The 20,548-nt window shown below is 71.4% G+C and carries 19 protein-coding genes; 10 read left to right on the top strand and 9 right to left on the bottom strand.

Translation table 11 applies throughout. From position 1 onward, the window contains the following. Nucleotides 1-36 precede the first annotated feature (36 nt). On the top strand, nt 37-1,128 hold the full coding sequence (locus BUR99_RS18535) for a C45 family autoproteolytic acyltransferase/hydrolase (protein WP_074261868.1): 1,092 nt from the start codon (nt 37-39) through the stop codon (nt 1,126-1,128). A gap of 66 nt (nt 1,129-1,194) precedes the next feature. Further along, a complete protein-coding gene (locus BUR99_RS18530; protein ID WP_074261867.1) occupies nt 1,195-1,632 on the top strand; it encodes a nitroreductase family deazaflavin-dependent oxidoreductase in 438 nt (145 codons plus the stop codon). A gap of 24 nt (nt 1,633-1,656) precedes the next feature. Here BUR99_RS18530 and BUR99_RS18525 read toward each other — a convergent pair whose 3' ends face one another. Both BUR99_RS18525 and BUR99_RS18520 read right to left on the bottom strand, forming a co-directional pair. Further along, nucleotides 1,657-2,124 carry a VOC family protein gene (locus tag BUR99_RS18525; protein WP_074261866.1) on the bottom strand — a complete coding sequence of 156 codons (468 nt, stop codon included), beginning with the start codon at nt 2,122-2,124 and terminating at the stop codon, nt 1,657-1,659. A 78-nt stretch (nt 2,125-2,202) separates the two neighbouring features. Beyond that, nucleotides 2,203-2,655, bottom strand: a complete 453-nt coding sequence (locus tag BUR99_RS18520; protein ID WP_074261865.1) for an Lrp/AsnC family transcriptional regulator — start codon at nt 2,653-2,655, stop codon at nt 2,203-2,205. A 102-nt stretch (nt 2,656-2,757) separates the two neighbouring features. Between BUR99_RS18520 and BUR99_RS18515 the strand changes: the two genes are divergently transcribed. Then, on the top strand, nt 2,758-3,393 hold the full coding sequence (locus BUR99_RS18515; RefSeq protein ID WP_234980916.1) for a LysE family translocator: 636 nt from the start codon (nt 2,758-2,760) through the stop codon (nt 3,391-3,393). Nucleotides 3,394-3,415: 22 nt separating this feature from the next. Here BUR99_RS18515 and BUR99_RS18510 read toward each other — a convergent pair whose 3' ends face one another. The 3 genes from BUR99_RS18510 to BUR99_RS18500 all read right to left on the bottom strand — a co-directional run bounded on the left by BUR99_RS18510 (nt 3,416) and on the right by BUR99_RS18500 (nt 6,277). Then, entirely contained in the window at nt 3,416-4,450 is a 1,035-nt protein-coding gene (locus BUR99_RS18510; protein WP_074261864.1) for an NADPH:quinone reductase, read from the bottom strand. 92 nt (nt 4,451-4,542) lie between these two features. Next, nucleotides 4,543-5,796 carry a hypothetical protein gene (locus tag BUR99_RS18505; RefSeq protein WP_074261863.1) on the bottom strand — a complete coding sequence of 418 codons (1,254 nt, stop codon included), beginning with the start codon at nt 5,794-5,796 and terminating at the stop codon, nt 4,543-4,545. 139 nt (nt 5,797-5,935) lie between these two features. After that, nucleotides 5,936-6,277: a hypothetical protein gene (locus BUR99_RS18500; protein WP_074261862.1), complete on the bottom strand. Its 342-nt coding sequence runs from the start codon at nt 6,275-6,277 to the stop codon at nt 5,936-5,938. Nucleotides 6,278-6,392: 115 nt separating this feature from the next. Here BUR99_RS18500 and BUR99_RS18495 point away from each other — a divergent pair, with 115 nt between their 5' ends. Then, entirely contained in the window at nt 6,393-7,985 is a 1,593-nt protein-coding gene (locus tag BUR99_RS18495; RefSeq protein WP_074261861.1) for an ABC-F family ATP-binding cassette domain-containing protein, read from the top strand. A 19-nt stretch (nt 7,986-8,004) separates the two neighbouring features. Here BUR99_RS18495 and BUR99_RS18490 read toward each other — a convergent pair whose 3' ends face one another. Further along, complete coding sequence (locus tag BUR99_RS18490) at nt 8,005-8,694, bottom strand: TetR/AcrR family transcriptional regulator (protein WP_074261860.1); 690 nt, start codon at nt 8,692-8,694, stop codon at nt 8,005-8,007. Between the two features lie 102 nt (nt 8,695-8,796). Here BUR99_RS18490 and BUR99_RS18485 point away from each other — a divergent pair, with 102 nt between their 5' ends. Further along, nucleotides 8,797-9,843, top strand: a complete 1,047-nt coding sequence (locus tag BUR99_RS18485; RefSeq protein ID WP_200802771.1) for an NAD(P)-dependent alcohol dehydrogenase — start codon at nt 8,797-8,799, stop codon at nt 9,841-9,843. A gap of 24 nt (nt 9,844-9,867) precedes the next feature. Here BUR99_RS18485 and BUR99_RS18480 read toward each other — a convergent pair whose 3' ends face one another. From BUR99_RS18480 to BUR99_RS18470, 3 genes are read right to left on the bottom strand one after another with little or no spacing between them, the layout of a single operon-like run. Then, nucleotides 9,868-12,735 carry an FAD-binding and (Fe-S)-binding domain-containing protein gene (locus BUR99_RS18480; RefSeq protein WP_074261859.1) on the bottom strand — a complete coding sequence of 956 codons (2,868 nt, stop codon included), beginning with the start codon at nt 12,733-12,735 and terminating at the stop codon, nt 9,868-9,870. Continuing rightward, nucleotides 12,732-13,895, bottom strand: a complete 1,164-nt coding sequence (locus tag BUR99_RS18475) for an MFS transporter (protein WP_074261858.1) — start codon at nt 13,893-13,895, stop codon at nt 12,732-12,734. Before BUR99_RS18475 ends, BUR99_RS18480 begins: the two co-directional genes overlap by 4 nt. Next, nucleotides 13,892-14,797 (bottom strand): MurR/RpiR family transcriptional regulator, encoded by a 906-nt coding sequence (locus tag BUR99_RS18470; protein ID WP_074261857.1) that lies wholly within the window; start codon nt 14,795-14,797, stop codon nt 13,892-13,894. Before BUR99_RS18470 ends, BUR99_RS18475 begins: the two co-directional genes overlap by 4 nt. Nucleotides 14,798-14,987: 190 nt before the next feature. Between BUR99_RS18470 and BUR99_RS18465 the strand changes: the two genes are divergently transcribed. The 5 genes from BUR99_RS18465 (at nt 14,988) to BUR99_RS18445 (ending at nt 20,542) form a co-directional block, all read left to right on the top strand. Then, nucleotides 14,988-16,538 carry an ABC transporter substrate-binding protein gene (locus BUR99_RS18465; RefSeq protein WP_074261856.1) on the top strand — a complete coding sequence of 517 codons (1,551 nt, stop codon included), beginning with the start codon at nt 14,988-14,990 and terminating at the stop codon, nt 16,536-16,538. A 74-nt stretch (nt 16,539-16,612) separates the two neighbouring features. Beyond that, nucleotides 16,613-17,584 (top strand): ABC transporter permease, encoded by a 972-nt coding sequence (locus BUR99_RS18460; RefSeq protein WP_074261855.1) that lies wholly within the window; start codon nt 16,613-16,615, stop codon nt 17,582-17,584. Further along, nucleotides 17,581-18,468 carry an ABC transporter permease gene (locus BUR99_RS18455; RefSeq protein WP_084184143.1) on the top strand — a complete coding sequence of 296 codons (888 nt, stop codon included), beginning with the start codon at nt 17,581-17,583 and terminating at the stop codon, nt 18,466-18,468. Before BUR99_RS18460 ends, BUR99_RS18455 begins: the two co-directional genes overlap by 4 nt. Continuing rightward, nucleotides 18,465-19,376: an N-acetylmuramic acid 6-phosphate etherase gene (gene murQ, locus BUR99_RS18450; protein ID WP_074261854.1), complete on the top strand. Its 912-nt coding sequence runs from the start codon at nt 18,465-18,467 to the stop codon at nt 19,374-19,376. Before BUR99_RS18455 ends, murQ begins: the two co-directional genes overlap by 4 nt. After that, nucleotides 19,373-20,542, top strand: a complete 1,170-nt coding sequence (locus tag BUR99_RS18445) for an anhydro-N-acetylmuramic acid kinase (protein ID WP_234980915.1) — start codon at nt 19,373-19,375, stop codon at nt 20,540-20,542. Before murQ ends, BUR99_RS18445 begins: the two co-directional genes overlap by 4 nt. Nucleotides 20,543-20,548: the final 6 nt, after the last annotated feature.

The raw sequence follows: 20,548 nt of genomic DNA, 5'->3' as shown, positions 1-20,548 counted from the left end.
TGCCGCCGAACCACGCACATCCGAAGGAACGATCCATTGCACAGCATCACCGACCGCCTGCACGTCGTCGCGAACGGCAGCGACCCACTCGAACGCGGTCGTGAGCGGGGCCTGCAGCTCAGCGCCGCCCTGCCCGCAGGACTGCGGACGTATCTCGAGCTCTTCGCGAAGTACGAGCTCGATGAGGCCGAAGTGCGCGAGCTCGCGATGCGCTGCGCCGACGCCGTCGCCGAGTGGCGCCCCGACCGCCTCGCCGAGATGGACGGCATCGCCGCCGGCGCGGCCGTCGAACCGTGGCACGTCTACGCGCTGAACGCCCGCACCGAGATCCTCTCGCAGGGTGTCGGCGCGGCTCCGGGCGAATGCTCGACGATCGGGCGCCGGGTGGAGCTCGGCGACGGCACCGTGCGCACCTTCGGGTTGCAGACGTGGGACTGGCATCACCAGCTCGACGGCGAATGGCACACCCACGAGACGCGAGGCGGCCGCTACGACTTCGCCGGCCTCACCGAGCACGGGATGCTCGGCAAGATCGGTGTGAACAGTGCCGGACTCGCGCTGCACTTCAACATCCTGGGGCACCGCACCGACGGCGCCGGCGGTGTGCCGGTGCACGTGCTGTCGGCGACCGTGCTCGAGGAGGCGGCCTCGGTGGAAGAGGCGGTCGAGCTCGTGCGCGATGCGCCCCGCAGCGCCTCGAGCTCGTTCACCCTGCTCGACGCCGAGCGCGTCGTCACGACCGACATCACGCCGATCGGGGTGTTCGTGGTCGAACCCGTCGACGGCGTGGTCGTGCGCACCAACCACTTCCTGAGCCGCGAGGCGCAGGCCGATGAGAAGACCGAGATCTACCAGCCCGACTCCGGCGAGCGTTTCGACCTCATCGCGAGCCGCCTCGCCGACTACCCCGAGCCGCGCACCGACGATGAGCTGCTCGCGTTCCTCTACTCCGACCCCGGGCAGCCGCTCCTGTGCCACCGCCCCGACCTGACACTGCCCTTCGGCGAGCGCTGGGCGACCCTCGCGACCGTGCAGCTCGACCCGGCTGCGCGCACGGCCCGCGTCGCGAACGGCTCCCCGATCGATGCACGAGCGAGCGACTGGCGGACCCTCGTCGCGTCGGCCTGATCTCGGCGAGGTCTCAGGCAGGAGGTCGCCGGTGCGGAATCCGCCCGGAGGGCGGATGCTGGAGTGATGAGCGACTCCGACCGCAAGCAGGGCCCGCCACGATGGGCCGTGCGGACGAGCGAGCCGGTCGCCCGAGCACTGGCCGGGCGCCGGTGGGTGCCCCTCTGGGCGATCATCCACCACCACGGCCGCCGCAGCGGCACCGCCTACGCGACGCCCATCGCGCTCGTGCCGACGGTGTCGGAGGGCGTCTTCCTCATCGGCCTGCCGTGGGGTGCGAAGACCAACTGGGCCCGCAACGTGCTCGCCGCCGGTGGGGCCACCATCAGGTGGAAGGGTCGAGACCATCGGGCGACCGCGCCCCGAATCGTCGAGCCGACGGAGGCGGCGGCGCTGTCGAGGCCGGCGCTCCGGGCGGTGGTCGGACGGTTCCCCGCGGCGCTCGTGCTGACTCGTTCGAGCGAGGTCGCCGACCCACCCGGTGAGGCCACGGCCGCCCGGTGACGGCGCGCCGCGGCATCCGTCGTCTCAGGCGTTCTCGAGTTCGGCGATCACGACCTTCTTCTGGGCCATCATCACCTGGATCTGCTCGGGCCGCCGGGTCAGCTCGCCCATGTTCGCGGGGATGACCTGCCAGCTGACGCCGAAGCGGTCCTTGCACCAGCCGCACTGCTCCGACTCGGGCACGTGCGAGAGCTTCGACCAGTAGTAGTCGATCTCGGCCTGGTCGGCGCACGAGACGACGAACGAGATCGACTCGTTGAAGACGAAGAGCGGGCCGCCGTCGAGGCAGACGAAGTCGATGCCGTTCAGGGTGAACGCGCCGCTCAGCACCTTGCCCGTCATGCCCGCGAAGTGCTCGTCGAGCGACTCGTCGGGGTACTCGTCGATGCGGGTGATGTGCGAGTTCGGGAAGACGTCGACGTAGTACGTCATCGCCTCGCGCGCCTGGTCGGCGAACCACAGGCACGGCTGGACAGGTGAGAGCTCGGCCATCGGGAACCTCCTCGTTCGGGCGTTCGCTTCGCGGGCCACGGTACGCCGACCTCCCGACGCCGTCGAGGGTCCGCCTCCTCAGATCGGCAGCGGCCGATCGTCGACGATCGTCTTCATGACGAGCGTCGACTCGACTCGGCGCACGCCCGGCAGCGCCGAGAGCCGCTCGTCCCACAGTCGTTGGTACGCGGGCAGGTCGGGTACGGCGACGCGCAACAGGTAGTCGGGGTCGCCGAAGAGCCGGAGGGCCTGGATCACCTCGGGGATCTCGGCGACGGCGGCATCGAACGCGGGGATCGTCGCCCGGTTCGCCTGATCCATCGTGACGAACACGAGCGCCCCGAAGCCGAGCCCGACCACCTCGGGATCGATCACGGCGCGATAGCCGCTGATGGCTCCGGATGCCTCGAGCGCGTGGAGCCGCCGGTGGGTCGGCGACATGCTCAGCTGCACGCGCGCGGCGAGGTCGGTGAGGCTCAGCCGGCCGTCCTGCTGCAGTTCGGCAAGGATTCTCCGATCGATGGCGTCCATGGAGTGGATTCTTCCACGTGGCCACCTGATCGGGGGTGAATGCGGCAGCGGCTGCTCGCGGTTCTCGCCTACCTTCGTCCTATCCGTCGAAGGGAGGCCAGCGTGAACACCCAACTGCTGCTCGCCTGCTGGGCGATGATGACGTTCATGGTGCTCGTGCCGGGCCCCGACTGGGCGTACATCATCGCTTCGGGGCTGCGCGACCGCAGCATCCTGCCCGCGCTCTCCGGAATCCTCATCGGCTATCTCGCCGCGGTGGCCGCGGTGGCCGTGGGCGTCGGCGCGGCCGTGGCGGCGATGCCGTGGGTGCTGAGCGGCCTCACCTTCGCCGCCGCGGCGTACCTGGCGTATCTCGGCATTCGCGTGCTGATCGAGCCGCCCGGGCCGGTCGCGGGCGCAGCCCCCGGCGGGGGAGCGGAGACGCGGCCGTGGCTGCGCCTCGTGCAGGGCGCCGGCGTCAGCGGCCTGAACCCGAAGGGGCTGCTCGTGCTGGTCGTGCTGCTGCCGCAGTTCACGGATGCCGCGGGCGCCTGGCCGATCCCGGTGCAGCTGGCCGTGCTCGGCCTCATCTTCGTCGGCAGTTGCGCGCTCGTCTACCTCGTCGTCGGCATGGGCGCCCGCACGGTGCTGCGTGCCCGGCCGTCGGCCATGCGACTCGTCTCCCGCATCTCGGGCGCCGCGATGGTCGTGCTCGCCGTGGTGCTCGTCGTCGAGCAGCTGTCGCACCTGCTCGGCTGAGCGTCGCTCGCCCGGGGAGGGATCAGGCGATGTCGGGGTCGACGTCGATGAGCACCTTGCCGACGGTGCCGGCCTCGACGGCGTCGTGCGCCGCGGCCGTGCGCTCGAGTGGGAAGCGGGTGATCGGCAGGCCGGCGCCCTCGCCGACGGGCAGTGCGCCGTCGACGAGTGCACGGCCGATGTCCTCGGCGGCGGCCGAGAGGGCGTCCTGGCCGACGGTGTAGAGCAGCAGGAACTGGTACCGCACGTTGAGCGCGAAGTGCCGGCGCACGTCGAGGGTCATCTCGGCGCCGCCGTCGGTCGCGTACACGGCGATCGACCCGTGGTTCGCGATGACGCTCGCGTTGAGCCCGGCGTTGCGGGCGGGCGAGACCTCGACGACCTGGTCGACGCCGTGCGGGGCGATGGCGCGGATCGCGGCCGCAGCGTCGTCGGTGCGGTAGTTCACGACGTGGTGGGCTCCGGCCGCGGTCGCGAGCGCGGCCTTCTCGGGCGAGCTCACCGTCGTGATGACCGTGGCTCCCGACCAGCGGGCGAGCTGGATGGCCGCGTGCCCGACGGCGCCCGCGCCGCCGGCGATGAGCACCGTGCGGCCGTCGAGCGCGCCGGGGCCGAGTCGCGACGGACCCGCCTCGGAGACGGTGAGCGCGCGGTGCGCGGTCATGGCGGGAACGCCGAGGGAGGCGCCGAGGTCGAAGCCCGCGGCATCCGGCAGGGCCACCACGTGCTCGGCCGAGAGCACCGCGAACTGCTGCGCGGTGCCGGACGGCCGTTCGTGCGCGGCGAGGTAGGCCCAGACCCGGTCGCCGACCGCGAACCCGGGCACGCCGGGGCCGACGGCGTCGACGATGCCGGCGCCGTCCTGGTTCGGCACGACCTCCGCGAACGGCGCCGCCACGCCCGGCCGCGAACCGGCCCTCGCCTTCCAATCGGTCGGGTTGACACCCGACACGGCGATGCGCACGCGCACCTCTCCGGCGCCCGGTTCGGCCGCCTCCCGCTCGACGAGGTGCAGTACGGACGAGTTCCCGGTCTTGGCGTACGCGATCGCTCTCATGCAGTGGCCAACGCCGCGGGCGCCGAGAACCTTCCGATCCGTGCCGCGATCGCGATTCGAGTCGGAGGTCGCATCCGGTGGCCTGCCGCCGACTACACGAGTTGTTCTGCGTAGCGATGCTGCCTGCGGACCGTGCCCGCGAGGTCGTACTGCAGCCACTTGCCGACCTCGGTGAAGAAGGTGTGCGAGAACCAGGCGTCGGCGTTCGCCCAGTGCAGTACGACCGGATGATGCGGAAGCTTGTTCTGGTCGAAGCGCTGCGAACTCCCGTTGACCAGGCCGTCGGCGAGCACGACGTGGTCGAGTCGGGTCCGCATCACGACCGTGCGCCCCACGTGCCCCCTGATCGCTGCCCACTGCGCATCCGACCGCGGGAGGGCGGGGGTGTGCATGAGCACGAGCATGCGGATCCGCTCGCCGTCGGCCGCCGCGGTCAGTGCGACGTTGCCGCCATGACTGTGGGCGAAGACGGTGTCGAACGGGGGCAGGGCGAGCGCGTCCCTCCAGATCGGCAGCTCGGCCGAGCCGGCATCCCGGGCGGCCTGCGAGTACTCGCCGCTCCACGTGTAGTAGGTGTCCTCGTCATAGAGGTTCGGGGTCGAGGCGACCAGGATGTGGTTGTGCAGCGGCTCTCCCGGCGCGTACCAGGGGTCTGCGGTGACCTGGGCCCACGTGCCGTGGATGGCGAGGCTGACCTCTGCGTGGGCGAAGGCCGTGGGAGCGCCGCCGCCCGTCGGAGCGCGCGTCGGCCTCGCCGGTTCCGAACCGCCGCCGTCGCTTCGACGCAATGCGGTGTTCGCGATCGCGGCCACGTGCTCGTCGGCCGAGGCGGTCGCGGCGGCGAGCACCTCGTCGGCCGCAGCCAGCGCGCCGCTGCTGAAGGTGCGGAGCGCGGTCGCGGCGGCGACGCGCTGGAGCTCGTGCTCGCTGCCGCGCGAGTGGTTCAGCAGAGCGAGCAGCGACGGGACAGAGTGCGTGAGTTCGACGTTCTGCCAGAGCGCGAGTTCGTCGTCGGCGCGAGGTGGTGCCCCACCGCTCCAGTCGCGGGCGTCGGATGCCCCGTGGTCCTGCAGCGCGAATCGGGTGAGCTGGTCGAGGTTCGACTGCTCGCTCCAGAGCAGATCGTCATCGGTCGCCGGGACGACGAACGGCACGCCGAGCGCCTCGGCGTCATCGCGCACATCGGCGGTCTGCTCCCTCGACCCGAAGGCCGCGGTGCCCATGGCGAGGAAGTGGCCGGCGCGGCTGCTGATGGCGCCCGGGGACTCTCCCTCGAACGCCGCGGCGCCGAAGACGGGCGCGAATCGTTCGTCGGGTGAAGGTGGCGGTGGTTGCGCGTCGCCCATGGTTCCTCCCGGCGGTCTCGCCTGCGAGTCTGCTCCTCTCGCAGACGGCGCACCAGCCCTCGGCATGATCCCGGTCGCTCCGGTGGAGCCGGTCTCGGCGGTGAGCGCCTCGCTGTCAGGCGCAGCTGCGTGCCCGGCCTCAGCCCTCCCGGCGGCGGGCGAGTTCGATCGGCTCGGCGTCGGGGCGGGCCTCGCGGCAGACCTCGAGCGGCGCGTCGACGAGCAGGGCCATGTGGTCGCCGAGGTGTTCGATCGCCTCCTCCCATCCGTCGGCCCGGTCCGAGATCTCGAAGAACTCGCCCGAGACGTGGTCGAACACGACGGCGCGGTGCACCTCGCCCATGATCTCTGTCACGTCCACTGCGACCGAGTCGATCTCGTCCCACGGCACCAGCACCTCGGGCGAGCCGCTCGTGGTGACGGCGAGGCCCTCGTCCGAGAGGGCGATGCTGCCGAGATCGTTGGGTTCCCGATGCGCCATGCACCGATCGTCGCATGCGGCTGGGTTGCCGCGCAGGCGGCGTCGGTAGAGTGGGCGCGCGGCTCGAGGCATCCGTCTCGCCGAACTTCTCCACCTCTTCACCGCAAGGACACCAGTGAGCCTGATCCGCCTGAACGACGTCAGCATCGAGTTCGACGGACGCCCGGTGCTGAAGGAGGCGTTCCTGAAGCTGAAGCAGGGCGACCGGGTCGGCCTCATCGGCAAGAACGGCACCGGCAAGACGAGCCTGCTCGAGGTCGTGTTCGGGCGGCGCGAGCCGAGCGGCGGCACCCGCGACGTCACGCTCGGCACCACGATCGGGTACTTCTCGCAGTTCTCGGAGCTCGACGGCGAGCAGAGCATCCAGCAGATCCTGAGCGGCCACTTCGCGCAGGTGCACGAGACGCAGGCCCGCCTCGACGAGATCGGCATGGCGCTCGCCGAGCCGATGTCGGATGACGCGATGACGCGGATCCTGACCGAGCAGGGCGAGCTCTTCGAGCGCATGGACCACATCGGCGGCTGGACCTACGAGACCACGATCGACACGGTCCTCACCCGCCTCGGCTTCGACGAGGAGCGCCGCGCCCTGTCGGTCGGGCGCCTGTCGGGCGGATGGCGCAACCGCGCCGCGCTCGCGCAGATCCTCGTGCAGTCGCCCGACGTGCTGCTGCTCGACGAGCCGACGAACTTCCTCGACCTCGACGGCGTGAAGTGGATCGAGAACTGGCTCTCGGGCTTCGCGGGCGCCGTGCTCGTGGTCTCGCACGACCGCCAGTTCCTCGACGGCGTGGTCACCCGCATCATCGAGCTCGAGAACTACCGCCTGCAGGAGTACGAGGGCGACTACTCGGCGTACGTGCACGCGAAGCAGTCGCGGTTGAAGATGCTCGAGAAGCAGTTCGCGCACGAGGAGGAGCTGCTCGCCTACGAGCAGGCGGCCTCGGCAGCACGCCGCGAAGCCGCGCGCAACCCGTCGAACGCGGTCGCCCGCCGTCTCGCCGACATCAAGAAGCGGCAGGCGCCCCGCCCGATCGATCAGATCATCACGGGCATCTACGAGGGGCTGCGGGTCTCGAACGACCTGCTCACGGTGACGGGGCTGACGAAGAGCTTCGGCGGTGCGCCGCTCTTCGAGGGCCTCTCGTTCGACCTGCGCCGCGGCGACCGGGTCGCGGTGCTCGGCTCGAACGGCTCGGGCAAGTCGACGCTGCTCGACGTGCTGACCGGCGAGACCGAGGCCGACTTCGGCACCGTGCGCTGGGCCAAGGGCGCCAGGTACGTCTCGTACAACCGGGTCTACGCCGAGCTCGATCTCGAAGACACGGTCGGGCACGCGGTGAACGCCTACCCCGACTCGCTCGCGTTCACCGCGACGAAGAAGAGCGTGGGCCGATTCCTCGCGATGCTCCAGTTCTCGGAGGCCGACCTCAAGCAGAAGATCGGTACGCTCTCGGGCGGTCAGCGCGCTCGTGTCGCGATCGCGCAGTGCCTGCTCTCGGGGGCGGCGGTGATCGTGCTCGACGAGCCGACGAACCACCTCGACATCACCTCGACGCAGGTCATGGAGCGGGCACTCACGCATTTCCCGGGCGCGGTCATCGTGGTCAGCCACGACCGGTTCTTCGTCGACAAGCTCGCCGACCGGCTGCTCGTCTTCGACGGCACGCCCAGCGTCATCGAGACGGCGGCGACCGGAGCGCTCTGAGCCGAGTCCTTCCGAGCGCTCAGGCGGGCTGCGCCGCCCGGCGCCGCTCGAGCCCCTCGAGCAGCAGGTCGAGCCCGAACTCGAACTCAGTCTGGTCGTCGCACCAGCCGAGGGTCGACTCGGGATCGTCGTGCACGACCTCGGCGAGCATCGCGGCGAGGTGCGGCGCGAGGGCGGCGAGTTGCTCGAGCTCGACCGGTGCCGGGGCCGCCCCGTCGTCGCTGAGTTCTTGCACGTAGCCGTACATGCGGCTGCCGATGGCGTGCAGCGAGTGGTGGATGAGGTCGTGCGACATGCCGCCGGCCCGCATGATGCCGACGACGCCGTCGACGTGACGCATGGCGTTGGGCCCTGAGGCGCCGCGCGCGTTCATGACGTTCGGCAACCACGGATGCCGCAGCAGCACGCGCCTCGCACCGAGGATGCGTTCGCGGAGCGCCGGCGCCCAGTTCGACGCATCCGTCGAAGGGGGAGGGGCGAACCCGCCGACCTCCTGCTCGATCTCGGCGAAGACCACTTCGACGAGGCCGTCGAGGATCGCGTCCTTGTTCGGCAGGTGGTAGTAGATCGACATCGCCTCGACGCCGAGCTGCTCGGCGAGCGCGCGCATCGTCAGCGCCTCGATGCCGTCGCGGTCGGCCAGTTGCAGGGCTGTCTGCAGCACGCTCTCTCGAGTGAGCTGGGGGCGCACGACGGACCGCTGCGGCATGTCTTCACCTTACAACGTCAGGCAATCGTCCTCCGGGACTGGACGCGGTGGCATCCGCGGCGTATCTTACGCCGTAAGTCTTACAACGTAAGGGAGCAGCACATGTCCACGGAATCATTCCAGCCGGCGACCTCCGTCACCCCGATCACGATGCGTGCCGCGGTCATCGGGCGCTTCGGCGGACCCGAGGTCGCGCACGTCGCCGAGGTGCCGACGCCCGAGCCAGGGCCCGGCGAACTTCTCCTGCGTGTGCGCGCCTCGACGGTGAGCATCGCCGACCATCGACTGCGGAGCCGCCGAGTGCCGCGGGGGCTGGGAGTGGTCGTCGGGCCGATGATCGGGTGGTTCCGCCCCAGGAAGCCCGTGCTCGGCATGGAGGCCGCCGGCGTCGTCGAGCGAGTCGGCGAGGGCGTCACCCGATTCGCGCCCGGTGATGAGGTCATCGTGATGCGCGGTGCAGGCATGGGCTGCCATGCGGAGTTCGTCGTCGTCGACGCCGAGGGCGAGGTCGCGCGGAAGCCCGCGAACCTCTCGTTCGAGCAGGCCGCCGCGATCGTGTTCGGCGGGCACACCGCCCTGCGCTACCTCGACGGGGTGACGATCGGGCCCGGCACCCGTGTGCTCGTGAACGGCGCCTCGGGCGCAGTCGGCACGGCCGTCGTGCAGCTCGCGGCGGCCAGGGGCGCGCACGTGACCGCCGTGACGAGCGGGCGGAACGCCGACCTCGTGCGCTCGCTCGGGGCGAGCGAGGTCGTCGACTACACCCGCGAGGACTTCGCGGCGCGCGGACGATCCGGCGAGGCTCGCTCCGAAGGCCCGCACTACGACGTGATCGTCGAGTGCGTCGGCAATGCGCCGTTCGGTCGTGTCGCCCACCTGCTGACGCCCGGCGGGGCTCTGCTGCTCGTCATCGCCGACCTGCCCGGCATGCTGGCCGCCGGCATGCAGGCCCGCCGAAGCGGGCTCGTCGTCGACCACCGCGGCGGCCGCATGGGCCGAGCGGGCATGGAGCGACTCGCGGCGCTCGCCGAATCAGGGGAGCTGCGACCCGTCATCGACCGTACCTTCGACCTCGACGACATCGTCGAGGCGCACCGCTACGTCGACACCGGCCGCAAGCGGGGGAGCGTGGTGCTCCGCATCGGCTGAGCCGGAGCGCTCACGGCATCGACCTCAGCGGGTCGCGCGCTCGAGCAGCTCGAGGATGTGAACGTACGGTTCGCCCGTCGCGCGCGTCATGCCGATCTCGCACGTGCGGTTGCACGAGGCGTGGGCGTCGAAGTCGCGTTCGGCGAGCTCCGCCGCCTCCGCCGCGGTCGCGGATGCCGTCAGCTCGGGGTGGAGCATGCCGCGGTCGCCCGCGAAGGCGCAGCAGCCCCAGGCATCCGGAACCACCGCGTCGACGGCCACCGCGTTCGCGAGCTGCCGCAGGTGGTCGTTCGAACCGAGTCGCGTGCTCGAACAGGTCGGATGCAGCGCGAGGGAATCGAGCCGCTCACCGACGTCGAGTGCGGGCAGCAGCCGCTCGGCCGCGAAGTCGACCGCGTCGACGATGCGGAGCGAGACCGGCGCGCCGTCGAGCTCGCCCACGTTCTCGAGCGCGTGCACGAGGCCCTCGGTGCAGGAGGAGTTGTCGCAGACGATCGGCAGGCGCCCGCCGTCCGAGGCGGCGAGCAGCGCGCGCACCGTCTGCTCGATCGCGGTGGCGTAGCCGGTGGCGAGTCCCTTCGACTTCCACGGGGTGCCGCAGCACAGCCCGTCGATGCCGTCGGGCGTGATGAGTTCGACCCCGGCGCGATCGCAGAGCAGGCGGAAGGCGGATGCCGCGCCGATGCCGTCGTCGGCCGGGCCGAACATCGAGCCGACGCAGGCCGAGAAGAAGACGACGTCGCCGGCGGCGGCCGAGGCGTGGGCGCGCTTCGCCCCGCCGCGAGGCAGGTCGGCTGACCACTGCGGCACGACGTCGGCGCCGAGCACCGCGCGGCCGGCGGCACTGGCCGCGGTGGCGATCGGCGGCACGGCCTTCGCGGCGGTGAGGGCGAGCGCGGCGCCCCGAGTCACCGGGCCCCAGGTCTTCGCGAGTGCCCCGGCGATCGTGCGGGTCGGCGCATTCGCCTCCTGCTCGCGCAGGCGCCGCACGAGGTCGCCGGTGTTGATCATCACGGGGCACGCCGTCTGGCACATGCCGTCGGCGGCGCAGGTCTCGACCGAGGCGTACTCCTCCGCGGCGGCGAGGCGTGCGTCGAGGTCGGTGTCGCCGGCGTGCTTCGCGGCGGCGCGCGCCCGGCGCACCGCGATGCGCTGGCGCGGCGTGATCGTGACGTCCTTGCTCGGGCACACGGGCTCGCAGTAGCCGCACTCGACGCAGCGGTCGACCTCCGACTCGACCTCGGGCGTGAGCTTCAGGTGCTCGAGGTGCGCGGTCGGCGAGTCGGTGAGCAGCACGCCGGGGTTCAGCACGCCGGCGGGGTCGCAGAGCGCCTTGACCTCGCGCATGACGGCGTAGAGCTCGGCGCCGAACTGGCGTTCGACGAAGGGCGCCATGATCCGGCCGGTGCCGTGCTCGGCCTTCAGCGTGCCGCCGGCGCCGAGCACGAGGTCGACGAGCTCTTCGGTGAAGCGCTCCTGCCGCGTGATCGCGTCGGCTGCGGTGAAGTCCTCGGTGAGGAGGAAGTGGATGTTGCCGTCCTTCGCGTGCCCGAAGATCACCGCATCGGCATAGCCGTGGCGGTGGAAGAGCGTCTGCAGCGCCGCGCACGTCGCCGCGAGCCGTTCGACGGGCACGGCGATGTCCTCGAGCAGCGCGGTGGTGCCCGGGCGCCGGGCGCCGGCGATCGCCGCGTAGAGCCCCTTGCGGAAGTGCCAGAGCCGAGCGCGCTCCTTCGGATCGCGGGTGACCTCGAGCGCGGGGGCGCCGGCAGCCGAGAGCGCGGCGGCGGCCCGGACGAGCTGCTCGGCGAGGTCGTCGTCGTCGCGGCCGTGGTACTCCACGAGCAGGGCGGCGTGCCCGTCGATCGAGACGTCGTCGATGATGCCGGATGCCGCGGGGTCGGCCTGGATCACGCGAAGCGACGCGGCATCCATCAGCTCGATGGTGGCGGCGCCGGTCTCGACGAGCACCGGCAGGATGCCGGTGGCGGCGTCGAGCGAGGGGAACACGACGAGCGCCGTGGCGACGCTCGAGGCGATCGGCACGGTGTCGAAGACGGCCTCGGCGACGAAGCCGAGCGTGCCCTCGCTGCCGACCATGAGGTGCGCGAGGATCTCGACCGGTTCGGTGAAGTCGAGGAAGGAGTTCAGGCCGTAGCCCATCGTGTTCTTGCCGCGGTACTGCCGCTCGATCTCGGCGCGCAGGTCTGCACGGTCGCGCACGAGGTCGCGGAGTCGGGCGAGACCCGCGTGCAGCGCGGGCTCGGCGTCGGCGAGCCGCCGGTCGGCATCGGGCGCCGCGGTGTCGACGATCGTGCCGCTCGGCAGGACGAAGGTGAGCGAGGCGAGCGTGCGGTAGCTGTTGTGGTGCGTGCCGCAGGCCATGCCGCTCGAGTTGTTGGCGATCACGCCGCCGACGGTCGCGGCGATCTCGCTGGCCGGGTCGGGCCCGAGCTTGCGGCCGTGGCGGAGCAGCCGGGCATTGACCTGCCGCACCGTCGCCCCGGGCTGCACGCGCACGCGCTCGCCGCCGGCCTCGGGCTGGATGCGGCGGAACGCGGTGCGCGTGTCGAGCAGGATGCCGTCGGTCGATGCCTGGCCCGAGAGGCTGGTGCCGCCCGAACGCACGGTGACCCCGAGCCCGGCATCGGCCGCGAAGCGGAGCACGGCCGCAACCTGCTCGAGGCTGCGCGGGGTGACCACGGCGGCGGGGGTCAGCAGCACATGCGAGGCGTCGACGCCCGCGACGATGCGATCGAACTCGGCGACCGAGACATCCGCGGCCGTCGACGTCGGCGAGGCGGTCGTGCCGAGCACTCGGCCGAGTTCTGCGGCGAGTCGGTCATCGCCGGGGTCGACGGCGGAGCGGTGGGCGGTGGCGGACACGGTCATGCGGTGCGGCTTCCTGAGACGGCTGGGCTGATGGTGCGGACGGGGATCGCCGAGAGGGCGGCGACCACGAGGCAGATGACGGCGGTCGCGACGAACGTCGCGGACGCGGTGGGATCGTCGGTGAGGAACAGGATCGCGGCGGGCACGAAGCTGCCGCCGGCCGCGCCGCAGGCGACGAGCACCCCGGTCGCCTTCGCGGCTTCGTCGTCGTCGAGGCGGTCGAGCGCGAGCCCCACCGTGAGGGCGTAGGTCGGGGCGAGGGCGACGACGGCGACGGCGATCGCGGCGAGGCCGAACGCCGGGGCGGTCGGGGTGACGACCGCCGCGACGCCGAGCACCCCGGCGGCGGTGAGCGTGCCGAGGAGCAGAGCGCGACGCGTCGTGACGCCGTGCCGCAGCATCGCCGACGAGGCGAACCGGCCGACGGCCATGAGCCCCCAGAAGACGGAGGTGCCGAGTGCGGCGGCGGCGGGGTCGACCCGCAGCAGTCCTGCCGGGATCACGGCCGACCACCCGGCGAACACAGTCTCGACGCCGACGTAGAGGGGGAGCGCGATCGCGAGCGGGAGCAGCGCGAGCACGCTCGCACGACGGAGACCGCGACGGCGCTCGCCACGGGCCGGAGCGGCGCTGCCGCGGGCGCCGACGAGGAGCGCGACGGCGGCGGTGAGCTGCGCGGCGGCGACCACGAGGAGCACGAGCGGTGGCCGCTCGATGCCCGCGGCCAGGGCCACGAGGAGGGGCGTGAGCGCCGCCGTGACGGCGACCGTCGCCGTGAGCGCGGTGAGGATGGCGGCCGCCGAGGAGGTCGAAGCGGCCTTCGAGGCGACGCTCGCGGAGGCCTCGGTGAGTCCGAACCCGACGCCGGCGAGCGCGGCGAAGGCGATGAACGCCGGCGCGGTGCCGGCGAGGGCGGCGCCGCAGAGCGCGACGGCCTGCACGAGGCATCCGATCGCCGCGAGATGCAGGGCCCGCACCCGGCGCAGCACGACGCTCGATGCGAGCACGCCGACGAGCAGGCCGCCGAACAGGGCGGGGACGGCAGAGACGACGGATGTCCCGACGCCCTGCTCGACCGAGGGGAGCACCGCCGGGATCGCCGCCGCGGTCGCACCGAGCCCGGCGAACGCGGCGTAGAGCCCTCGGATCGCCGGGGTCACCGGCGAAGCGCGCGGAGGTGGTGCACCGCCGCGTAGGTGTTGCGGATCGCCTCCATCGACTGGTCGTAGCTGGCCTGGGCGACGCCGATGAAGACGCAGTCGACGACCATGAGCTGTGCGATGCGGCTGCCGAGCGCACCCGAGCGGAACCCGGTCTCGCGGGCGGCGGTGGTGAGCACGATGTCGGCCTGCTCGGCGAGCGGGGAGTGATCGTGATTGGTGATCGCGATCGTCGTGGCGCCCGCGGCGCGTGCGATCGCGAGGAACTCGACCGTGTCGACGGTGCCGCCGCTGTGCGAGACGGCGATCGCCACCGCGCCGGGGCGGAGTGTCGCCGCCGAGGTCCAGGCGGCGTGCGGGTCGGACCAGTTGAGCGCGGTGCGGCCGATGCGGGTGAGCTTCTGCTGCAGGTCGAGGCCGACGAACGAGCTCGCGCCGACACCGAAGATGTCGACGCGCGGGGTCGCCCCGACCGCGTCGACGGCGGCCTGCAGGGCGTCGATGTCGAGCACCTTCGCCGTGTCGGCGATCGAGAGCGTCTCGGCCATCGAGACCTTCGCCACGATGTCGTCGAGGGTGTCGTCGCGGTCGATGTCGCCCGAGATCTCGGGCAGCCCCGCGGTCTCGAACGTCTCGCGTGCGACGTCGCGGAGCACGTCCATGCGGAGGGCCTTGAAGTGCTCGTAGCCCATGCGCTTGCAGAAGCGCACGACCGAGGTGGTCGAGGTGTCGCAGCGCGCAGCGAGCTCGGCCATCGAGAGTTCGGCGATGAGCGCGGGCTCGGAGACGAACAGCGAGGCGATGCGCTGCTCGCTCGGGCGCAGCTCGGGCAGGATCGCCCGGATGCGCACGAGCACGGGGCGCTGGCCGGGCTCGTCGGCCCTGGGCTCGTGGGTGGGCATCAGCTCTCCTCGTCGACGACACTCGATGCCCCGTCGGGGCGGTGACACCACCCTAGAAGAAATTTTGTTACATGCCTAGCTGATGTGATGTACTTTTGTGACCTACTGAGATCATCGATGCTCTTCGACCCGGCGCACACAGCGCAGTACCACCCGGACGAGGCAGCACCTAGCCCTGAGGAGTTCCCCCATGAACGGAGGCAACCGCGGTGCACGCGGCGCCCTCGCAGCGGTCGGCCTGGCAGCGGCCGTCGCACTGACGATCACCGGCTGCAGCTCGGCGAAGCCCTCGCCCACCGAAGCAGGTGCGGCAGGCGGCTCGCTCGTCGTCGGCGTCACGAGCGACCCCGACACACTGTTCCCCTGGAAGGCCACGCAGTTCCAGGCCGTCAACGTGCTGCAGAACCTGTACGGCACGCTGACCGAGTTCGACGCCGACCTCAACGTCGTGCCCGGGCTCGCCGAGTCGTGGGAGGCGTCGGAGGACGGCCTCACGGTGACCTTCACGCTGCGCGAGGGCGTCACCTTCGCCGACGGCTCCACCTTCGGCTCCGAAGACGTGAAGTTCTCGCTCGAGGCCATCGCGGCCGAGGCCACCGCAGCCGTCGCGCGCACCTCGCTCGCGTCGGTCGCCGGCATCGAGACGCCCGACGAGCAGACCGTCGTGCTGACGCTGAGCGCGCCCGATGCCGCCCTGCCGGCGAACCTCGCCGTCATCAACATGGCGATGCTCTCCTCCGACGACACCGAGGCCGAGCTGAACACCACGCCGAACGGCACCGGGCCGTTCGTGCTCGAGGACCGCAAGGCCAGCCAATCGCTGACGCTCGCCAAGAACGACGCCTACTGGGGCGACGCCGCGAAGCTCGACACCGTCGAGTTCCGCGTCATCCCCGACGAGTCCTCGATCGTCTCGGCCATGCAGTCGGGCAACGTGCAGCTCGCGGTGTTCGACGACCCGCTCGTCGCGCAGACCGCCGAGAGCGGCACGGTCTCCGTCGAGAAGACCCCCCAGCTGAGCTACCACGCGCTGCAGCTGAACGCCCGTCGCGGCGACCTCGCCGACGTCAACGTGCGTCTCGCGATCCAGTGCGCCGTCGACCGCCAGGAGGTGCTCGACACCGCCGCCCTCGGCGAGGGCGAGGTGACCGGCCCGATCACGTCGCCGGCATACCGCTCCGACCCCGACGCCCGCCCCTGCCCCGAGCGCGACCTCGACAAGGCCGCGAAGTACCTCGACAAGGCCGGCAAGTCCGACGGCGTGACGATCAAGACGATCGTCTCGCAGGGCGAGTACGCGACGAGCGTCAACGAGGCGCAGAACCTCAAGGCCCAGCTGGCCGAGGCGAACATCACCCTCGAACTCGAGGTGCTCGAGTCGGGCGCCTTCGTCGACCGCTGGATCGCCGCCGACTTCGACGCGGCCGTCGCCCTGAACGGCGGACGCCCCGACCCCGACGGCATGTACGGCCGCTACTTCACGAGCACGGGCAACCTGAACCAGGTCGCCGGCTACAGCTCGCCCGAGCTCGACGCGCTGTTCGCCGAGGGCAAGCAGAGCTCCGACCCCGATGAGCGCAAGGACATCTACGCGCAGATCTCGGAGAACCTCGAAGACAACGCCGCGTGGATCTGGCTCTTCACGAGCTACTCCTACACCGCAGCCTCGTCCGAGGTGCAGGGCTTCACGCCCATGGCCAACGGTTCGCTGCAGTACCTCCGCACCACGACGGTCAACTAAGACCCCGAACGGCGCGGCGCCCCCACACCTGCGCCGCGCCGTTCGGCTCGACTCCGCTCAACCCACGGAAGACCATGCTTCGACGACTCTTCAGGAACCCGGTGCTCCGGCGCATCCTCGCCGCACTGGCGACGCTGCTCGGCGTGGCCGTGTTCGTCTTCATCATGTTGCGGGCGATCCCCGGCAACCAGATCACGGCCGGCCTCGGCACCGAGGCCGCGGCCCTCACGCCCGCACAGCAACAGCAGCTCGAGGCGTACTACGGTCTCGACCAGCCGCTCATCGCGCAGTTCTTCAGCTGGCTCGGCAACATCTTCACCGGCAACCTCGGCTTCTCGGCCCGTGCGCAGCAGAGCGTGCTCGAACTGACGGCGCAGTCGCTGCCCGTCACGATCGAGCTGGCGATCTTCTCGATCGTGCTCGCGCTGCTCATCGGCATCCCGCTCGGCATGCTCTCGGCATCGCGGCCCGACTCTCCCCGGGACGCCTTCGGACAGGTCGTCGGCCTCGCCGGTCTCTCGATCCCCGCGTTCCTGCTCGCGACGACGCTGCTCGCCGTGCTCGCCTCGAGCTTCGGGTACAACCCCAACGGCGAGGGCTACGCGTACTTCGTCGACAACCCCTGGCTGAACCTGCAGCAGATGCTGCTGCCCTCGATCGTGCTCGGCTTCGGCATCGCGGCCCCCATCATGCGCACCACGCGCACCGCCGTGCTCGAGATCCGCTCGAACGACTTCATCCGCACGGCGAAGGCGAAGGGCGTTCCGCCCCGCCGGCTCCAGGCCAAGCACGTGCTCGGCAACGCGCTCGTGCCGATCGTCACGATGACGGGCCTGCAGTTCGGCTACCTGCTCGGCGGCGCCGTCGTGGTCGAGCAGATCTTCTCGCTGCCGGGCATCGGCCGCCAGGTGCTGCTCGGCATCCAGCAGAAGGAGTACGCACTCGTGCAGAGCACCGTGCTGATCATCGCGCTCTCGTTCGTGATCGTGAACCTGCTGACCGATGTGCTCTACCGCATGATCGACCCGAGGGTGCGTGCCGCATGACCGACATCACCCAGACCGCGACCCTCGCTCCCGGCGGCGGGCGGACCATGGAGCGCGTTCGCCTCCTCCTCCGCAGCCGGAGCGGCCTCGTCGGCCTCATCATCGTCATCGTGCTGGGCGTGCTCAGCCTGCTCTCGGCGTTCGGCCTGCTGCCCTACGACCCGATCGCGCAGGACCCGCCGGCCCGACTGCAGCCGCCGTCGGCCGAACACTGGTTCGGCACCGACCAGTTCGGCCGCGACGTGTTCTCGCGCGTCGCAGCGGGTGTCGCCAACTCGGCGCTCATCTCGCTCGTCGCGGTGGCGTTCGCCACGCTCGTCGGCACCTTCTGCGGTCTCGTCGCCGGATTCTACCGCGGTGTCTCCGACGGGGTGATCTCGGGCGTGACGAACGTGCTGTTCGCCTTCCCGCCGCTCCTCCTCGCGCTGTCGCTCGCCTCGGTCTTCGACCGCAACTGGTTCACGATCGCCGTGGCCATCGCGATCGTGTACGTGCCGATCTTCATCCGCGTGACCCGCGGGCCGGTGCTCTCGCTCCGCGAGATCGAGTACGTGAAGGCCGCGACGAGCACGGGCCAGAGCCGCTCGATGGTGATGTTCCGCCACGTGCTGCCGAACATCACCTCGATCATCATCGTGCAGGTCACGCTGTCGCTCTCCTGGGCCGTGCTGACCGAGGCCTCGCTGAGCTTCCTCGGCCTCGGCACCCCGCCGCCGGCCCCGTCGCTCGGCTCCATGATCTTCGAGGCGCGCACCCTCATCGGCATCGCGCCGTGGACCATGATCGCGCCCGGCGTGGTCGTCGTCCTCCTCGTCGTCGGACTGAACCTCCTCGGAGACGGTCTGCGCGACGCACTCGACCCCAGAAACAGAGGAAAGAAATGAGCACGCTCGACGACGACCTGGCGAACCTCGCCACCGAGGCGAGCAACCCGCGCTACGCGGAGCTCGACCGCATGAGCGTCGCGGAGATCGCCGCGGCCATGAACGAGGCCGACGCCACGGTGCCCGGCGCCGTCAACCGCGCCCTGCCGCAGATCGTTCCGGCGATCGAGGCCGCGAGCGAGCGGATGTCGCGAGGCGGGCGCCTCGTCTACGTCGGCGCCGGCACGCCGGGCCGCATCGCCGTGGTCGACGCCTCGGAGTGCCCGCCCACGTTCAGCACGCCGCCCGAGCTGGTCTTCGCGATCATGGCCGGCGGCGCCTCCGCCATCGTCACCCCCACCGAGGGCGCTGAAGACGACGCCGACGCCGGCTCCGCCGCGATCGACGAGGCGGGGATCGGACCGCTCGACACGGTCATCGGCATCGCCTCGAGCGGCCGCACGCCCTACGTGATCGCGGCCATCGATCGCGCTCGCGCGCTCGGCGCCCTCACGGTCGGGCTCTCGTGCAACGTCGACACGGCGCTGAGCGCGGCTGCCGAGTTCCCGATCGAGGTGGCGGTCGGCCCCGAGGTGCTGACGGGCTCGACGCGGCTGAAGGCCGGCACGGCGCAGAAGCTCGTGCTCAACATGTTCTCGACGATCGTGATGGTGCAGCAGGGCAAGACCTACGGCAGCTTCATGGTCGACCTGAAGCCGACGAACCACAAGCTCCGCGACCGTGCGGTGCGCATGGTCGCCGAGATCGCCGGGGTGCCGCGCGATGAGGCCGAGGCCACGCTCGAGGGCAACGACTACGACGTGAAGACCTCGGTGCTGGTGCTCGCCCGCGGCCTCTCGCAGGCCGAGGCGGAGGCGCGCCTGGCGGTTGCGGGCGGCAGGCTCCGACCCGCGATGGAAGGTGCATGATGCGCGTTCTCGGCATGATCTCCGGCACCTCGCACGACGGCATCGACGTCGCGGTCGTCGAGTTCACCGAACGCGACGGCGTGCTCTCGGGGCGCGTGCTCCACGACGCCACCACCCCCTACGCGCCGGCCCTGCGCGAGCGGCTGATCGCCGCCCTGCCTCCCGCGCCGACGACGCTCGCCGAGATCTGCGAGCTCGACACGCTGATCGGCCAGGCCTTCGCCGACGCCGCCCTCGCCGCGCGCGACGCGGTCGGCGGGGTCGACGCGGTCACCTCGCACGGCCAGACCGTCTACCACTGGGTCGACGGCGCGCACGCGCTCGGCACGCTCCAGATCGGCCAGCCCGCGTGGATCGCCGAGCTGCTCGGCGTTCCGGTGGTCTCCGACGTGCGCATCCGCGACATCGTCGCCGGCGGCCACGGCGCTCCGCTCGTCTCCTTCCTCGACGAACTGCTGCTGCGCGACCGCTCGGGCGTCTCGGCCGCGCTGAACCTCGGCGGCATCTCGAACATGACCGTCGTCGGCGAGGACTCGCTCGTCGCCTACGACATCGGTCCGTCGAACGCGCTCGTCGACGCCGTCGTCGTCGACGAGGGCCTGAACGACCTCGGCTACGACGACGACGCCCGTATCGCGTCGACCGGCACCGTCGACGAGGAACTCCTGGCGTTGCTGCTCGCCGACCCGTACTACGCGCTGACGGCGCCGAAGAGCACGGGCAAGGAGCACTTCCACCTCGCCTATGTGCGCGACGCCGAGGCCCGCCTGGGTCGTTCGATCGAGGTCGCCGATCTCGTGCGCACGCTCACCGAGCTCACGGTGCGGACGGTCGCCCGCGACGTGCGGGCGGCGGGCATCGGCTTCCTCGCGGCCTCGGGCGGCGGATGCCGCAATCCGCTGATCCTCGACGGGCTCCGCGCCGCGCTGCCCGAGGTCGAGGTCGTGCTGGCCGACGAGCTCGGCGCGCCGGCCGACAGCAAGGAGGCCATCGCCTTCGCGCTCATCGGCTGGTGCACCCTGCACGGCATCCCGGCGACGGTTCCGGGCGGCACCGGGGCTCGCGCGCCGCGCATCCTCGGCACCATCACGCCCGGTGACGGCCCGCTCGTGCTGCCGCAGCCGGTCGACGGCCTGCGTTCGCTGGTGCTCGAGGCGGGTCGCTGAACGATG

This window comes from Agromyces cerinus subsp. cerinus (genome assembly GCF_900142065.1).
GTDB classification, from domain to species: Bacteria; Actinomycetota; Actinomycetes; order Actinomycetales; family Microbacteriaceae; genus Agromyces; species Agromyces cerinus.
Note: the sequence above shows the minus strand (reverse complement) of the source record. Positions and strands in the feature narration are given on the sequence as shown.